The 5836-nt window shown below is 38.3% G+C and carries 5 protein-coding genes; all 5 read right to left on the bottom strand.

The genetic code is table 11. The features are described 5' to 3' along the window. Window positions 1-355: 355 nt before the first annotated feature. Window positions 356-1387 carry a fimbrial protein gene (locus FTV30_RS15400; RefSeq protein ID WP_180001884.1) on the bottom strand — a complete coding sequence of 344 codons (1032 nt, stop codon included), beginning with the start codon at window positions 1385-1387 and terminating at the stop codon, window positions 356-358. Beyond that, window positions 1377-3947, bottom strand: a complete 2571-nt coding sequence (locus tag FTV30_RS15395; protein WP_180001883.1) for a fimbria/pilus outer membrane usher protein — start codon at window positions 3945-3947, stop codon at window positions 1377-1379. Before FTV30_RS15395 ends, FTV30_RS15400 begins: the two co-directional genes overlap by 11 nt. Window positions 3948-4002: 55 nt before the next feature. Next, window positions 4003-4731, bottom strand: a complete 729-nt coding sequence (locus FTV30_RS15390; protein ID WP_180001882.1) for a molecular chaperone — start codon at window positions 4729-4731, stop codon at window positions 4003-4005. Between the two features lie 82 nt (window positions 4732-4813). Then, window positions 4814-5329, bottom strand: a complete 516-nt coding sequence (locus FTV30_RS15385; protein WP_180001881.1) for a fimbrial protein — start codon at window positions 5327-5329, stop codon at window positions 4814-4816. 356 nt (window positions 5330-5685) lie between these two features. After that, window positions 5686-5836, bottom strand: a 151-nt coding sequence (locus tag FTV30_RS15380) for an integrase core domain-containing protein (RefSeq protein ID WP_180001880.1), incomplete at its 5' end; no start/stop codon positions are given.

Genomic DNA, 5836 nt, shown 5'->3' with positions numbered 1-5836 from the left:
AAAGTCATTTGAATGATTTCTTCTTGGTCTACGTGTCATAAAATACTCCATATATTGATGTTTATAACATCATTTGGGGAGCAAAATATCACTTATAAGTGTTGTTCAAATTTCCTGATCCACCTCTTATTGACTCTCCGACAAACCCGGTACGGTTCAGTGCCTCGAATCCTGCTTTTGGTCGTGAAGTGTACTTTCATCCTAAAGGTTACACCGATGAATCTTATATTGGTACACCGCTTAATAAGGCGGCGGTAGATGGCTTAAAGCTAAGTCATTTGACGCCAAATGTGACTTATAGTGTCAAAGAAGGGGTTGTTCTTAATGAAACTGTACAAATTGGGATGATCTCCAACTAATCATACTCAATGGTAACTGTTGCCGTTGATTTAACGGTTCCACCAGTAACCCCAGTTTCTGTCTGATAGTAACGTGCAACTAATGGGATATTATATTCAACATTCGCACTTGCTACTAACAATCCTAACGCAACTTTTTCATTCTTAGCAATAATATTGTTAGAACCTTGATATTGTGAGACTAATTGAGTACCCACTCCCTTTGCTCGTGTAGATTGAGGGGCACTATTTGCAAGAACATCAGTAGTGTTGGCCGCAGCATCATAGTCAAAAGTTAAGCCTATCTTTTCAGGTACGGTTAGATTTGCACCACCATTACATTTAATGTTGAGATCAAAAGCTTGTTCACCTTGTGTTGATCCTATCCCTGTAAACCCACTTTTATTCACTGTTGGCAGTTCAACTACCTTATTCTTATTACCTTGTATTTCACATGACGAAGACGTGATAGTAATAGTATCACCAATTAAAGTACTGGTTAAAAAAGGTTTATCGTCCCTCCCTCTTAGGTGATAGCTACTATACCTCCCTGTCTGGAGCTTTCCATTTCCTGTGGCTGCAGCTGTTTTAATAATTTCTACAACAAAAAAGCCGCTACCTAAACTGTAGTCAGTTGTACCAAAAAAATTGTTTCCTTTTATTGATCTACTATAAGGATAGTAACCTGAGAAGTTTCCTCCATCTGATAATTCTCGATATAGACGAATACCGATACCTGAAATATTCGTTTTATACACATTATCGCCAGCACCAGGCGCTAATCCAAGATTGTTAGTGATAATTGCATCGACAAATCCTGTCGAATTATAAGTACACTTAACTGTTGATGAGGGATTAGCAGGGATTGGGAAGGTTTTTTTAACCAAAATCTTTCCAACTGGATCACTGGGCAGAACCGTCACTGCACCAACCGCCATATTGATATCTATTGATGTAAAACTTTCACTTACTGTGCAGGCTGCATAGGCTTCTGAACTTAAGGCACAGCTTATGAGTACCAAAACACTACTTAACACTTTATAGTTCATGACATACTCCTTCTAACATGATCATATTTTTATTATTATCAGATGCTTGAGTGGTGGCATCATATTGAATGCTACATTGCTCACTCTGCTCTTCACCCCATTTTACAGTCACTGTGTCTGTCAAAGTTTTGGTACGTAAATATGCTAAGCTACCTTGAGCAACCATGCCAACATATTCGCCTTTTGAGTCAAATATTTCAGCTGCAAATGGCAATGTCTCACCTTTTGCATTCAAAGTACGAATATAGATAGCCTTCCCTGACTTAGTTCTGAAGTCGACTTTTGAGATTGACCCAGCATAAGGTGCTATACGCTGACTGGTACCCTCTAATTCAACATCAAGAGACATACCTTCTGGATTTAAGGTAATATCATTTAAACGATAAGGGGTTACATAGGGTATAACCGCATAGCCTGATTTATTGATAGTCAAACCAGTGGTATTATTCACTTTAGCGCCTGTCGCTTCAGGGGCATAAACCAGAACCATAGTTTGACCTTGATCTGGACCAAAAAGAACACCGCCAGAGTGTGCAACAATATTTCCTCGAGTTGACAATGCTGCTTGCTCATACTGGTCTGAGATACCATAGGATCCACCTAAAGTCGCAAAGTTCGTACGATATTGAGCATTGGCACTCAGACTTGGGTTTTCCCCATATTCAGTGGCTAACGAGGCCCCATAATTGAAGCGATCTCCTACAACACCGTTTACCCCTACAGTGGTACTATCTTGAGTGGTAAATGAGTTGAAGTTTGCAGGACTACCTTTGATTGAAAGAGGTAGTGATAATGTCAGTAGAAACTCAGTATCATCGTCCCTTCTACCCGTTACATCATTTTCAACAACACGTTTAATTGCTGATAAACCATAGTTTACCCCACCATAATTATTACTATAACCGACTTGGTATTGCTTAGTAGCTTCTTGATCATTCCAATAGTCTGACCATGAGCCAGTGGCATATAAATTACCCCAGTCATTAGGTAAGCCCTGGTTTAGCGTGATTTGAAACTCACTACGTTGTTTACCGGCGTAGGCAGAGGTGATACCTCTGTTATCTAGATCTTTAGCCAATAAGGCATCACGTAATTTATAAAAATTTTCTGTTGAATAACGATAAGCAGCTAGCGTTAAATTGGTATTTGTTGGATCAATTCGCTTGCTATAACTAATACGATAGCTTTGTCCTGATTCTTTATCACGACGATCAAAATCAGTTTCAGAATGAGAGACATCTAACGCAACAGCACCTATGGGCGTCGCAAATGCACTTCCTAAGGTTATAGCCTTATAGTTATCAGATCCTTGTAGACCACCATAAGCAGTAATATAGTTATTAATACCACGTTGATATTGGCCTTGGAAAATGAACGGATCAACATCAATATCACGATCACGAAATTGACCTGTCATTACTGAGTAACGACTCATGCCTGGGCGCAGCATTTGTGCAACAGAAGCATAAGGTATTGAGTATTTTTGAATTTCACCACTAGCTTCTAAGATAGATATCTCTAACTCACCACCAAACCCTGTAGGATATAAGTCATTAATCTCAAAGCTTCCAGGAGCAACTGTTGTTTGATAAATCAGTTGACCTTGTTGGCGTATTTCTACTTTGGCATTGGTTTTGGCGTTACCACGGATCCGCGGTGCATAACCTGTCATGGTGTTGGGTAACATGCGATCATCGCTTGAAAACTCTGCACCACGATAACCAAATGAATCAAAAATCTCACCATTAGTGAAGCTATCGCCAAGTGTCAATACACCACGGTATTCAGGAAAGGCGCGTTGAGCATAAGTGCTTACGGAATTATAAGTAGATTTAGATTCTTTATCTTCAGCTTCATCCTCCCACGTCCATTGTCCGTTATGGCGGAGTTGCCAACTTGCGATATTTGCCCCAGTATTTAAAGACAAGAATGCGTTTGTTCTCTCTTCATTATTATTAGATTTATTGAAGGTCTTATAGGCACTGGCGTTGTAAGAGGCGAATGCTGCATTGATGCCACGATCCCAAACACTGGGATCAATGTAACCTCGTGCATTTTTTTGCATTGCAATTTGAGGAATCGATACATCAAATCTTAATTTTGAGGTATCAAGTTCGTAAAATGAATCGGCAACCCATTCATTAAGCTTTTGGCACTCTGTGTTAGTAGACTCTGTTTTTTCTTTGATGATTTCTGCTTTTATACCATACTCAAGTAGCTGCCGCGCTGTAAAACAGGTATATGCATTTTTATTATCTTCAGTCGCTTTAAACACCATGCGATGCTTACCAAACCAGCTGCCATTTATATAAACATCTACATTATACTCACCAGGCAAAATGGGATTACCATGTGTAAATCGATTGATATCAATTTTTTTAGCATCACCAATTAAAAAGTCAGAATTAAAATCTGCTTCTGTAGCAACGGATGACTTTTCTGGCTCATCAACTTCATCTGCATTAACTAAGGTAGGAATAATAAATGTTATTACACCAAAAGCGATGTAATAACTTAGATATCGTTTAATATTCTTATTTTTTATAATCTTTTCACACATAGCATAAACATTCCTATTAGCCTGTCTGTTGATGGCTATCAAAACATTAAAACTATTACTGGTTGATAGTGCGTTCGACACGCCCACCATAATCGTTAATAGTAGTAAAAGTCATATCTTTGATATTTGAGTTCTTTAAAGCTATTTTCTGCTCAGAGAAAGGAGCTAGCATTAGTCCTTCTGATAAAACATCAACTTTTTTACCTAAATGTTCTTGAGATATAGTAGTGATAGTAATGTGAAAAGGTGTTGGGTTCTTAATTAATAAATTATTACCTTGGCTACTCCACTGAATCTTTTCAGGGGCTAAGGCAACATCTTCTTTGATGCCACTTGGACGATAAAAAAACTTGATGCGTGAGCGAATCGCTAGTTGTAAAAAGTTATCTGGAGCATCTCCTGCATTTTTGGTAGAGGGCTTAGGGGGTATATCTAAAACATTTAACCAAAACAACGTTTCTTGAGTTTTACTTAAGGCGTTTGCAGTCGGCAAGCTTGTGATGCGTAGGTATTGACCTTTCTCGGCTTCTACACGTGTAATAGGTGGTGTAATAATAAAAGGCGCTTTTGATTGATCCGGAGTCGCTTTTGCATCTCCTTCATCGATCCATGCTTGAACCAATGCTGGACTTTTACCAGTATTAGTAACTTGTAAAGTGATTTCGCGTGCATCAGATGGATAGACAGCACGAGTACCATGAATGATAATCTCAGCATTTGCTGCGCTGAAAGGGATTAAAAGTGCCAGTAAGCATGTTTTATAAAACGGATGCTTTAAAGTCATATACTTACCTTTATTTAGAGAGTGAATTAAAAGAGCTAGGTTGAGTAATTATCCTAGCTCCTGTCAATCTAACTAATACAAACTATGGATAAGTAATTGTATATTGCACAGAAGTAGTAACGTCACCAGAAGTTGCAGCGCCAGTAGCATAGTACTCAGCATAATAATTAAGAGCAGCTGAACCATCTGCATTAACAGTTACAAACTGTGAGTTCTCTTGAGGACCAGCAAGAACTCTAATAGGCAAGTTGTTATCACCTACTAGTTGTACTTTAACGTTTGTAGCTTCACCAGCATTATTTAAAAGACCTGTAGCAAAATCAACTGTTGCGCCTGGTTCAAAGTAAGTACCAACATCGCCTGCCTGACAACCAGTTAAGCCAAGAGTAAAAGGAGTACGTCCAGCAGTTGCACCATCACTTGCAAGTGATAGCTTTGAAACAGTTGGAAGCGTTACTGTCAAATCTTTGCCTTGTGGGGTAGTGACAACGCAAGTATTATCGGTGACTAAACCATTGATTGTGATTTTACCGTCAGCAGCGAATGCACTAGACATGCCAAGAACGATTAAAGAACTGGCTAAAAGAATCTTTTTCATACTGTGTCTCCATGGACTATGGGGGGGGGTAGATACATAATACAGCACTATGTACTTACATTAATCAGCATTATTATATACATAACATAACATCATTATATATATATATTATTGTAAGCAAATAAATAGGAACTACTTGTTAACCTTCATAGTTTTAGCCAAAGATGAGCACAAATTCAAGCCGATATACTTAGATAACTTTTTTCGATTTTACAAAATTTAGTTGTAATCCTTTTACAGTATTTTCAACTGAACCGTACCGGGTTTGTCGGAGACTTTTTTATTTAAGTTAGGCAGAGGTGGTCCCACTTGTTTGAACAACTAAAAGCTTATTTATAAGTGATATTCTGCTCTAGTTAAGCTACCTTATTTTGTTGTGATAGCTGGTCATAGTAAAACTCATCTGGAGTCATTTTGTCCAGACTCGAATGAGGTCGTTTCAAATTATAAAATTCAAAATATGCACTCAATTGCTTTTTCGCATCGGTGACACTGCTATAAGCTTTG

This window comes from Acinetobacter sp. YH12255 (assembly GCF_013417355.1).
Taxonomy (GTDB): Bacteria; Pseudomonadota; Gammaproteobacteria; order Pseudomonadales; family Moraxellaceae; genus Acinetobacter; species Acinetobacter pseudolwoffii.
This window is presented reverse-complemented; position numbering and strand designations above follow the sequence as displayed.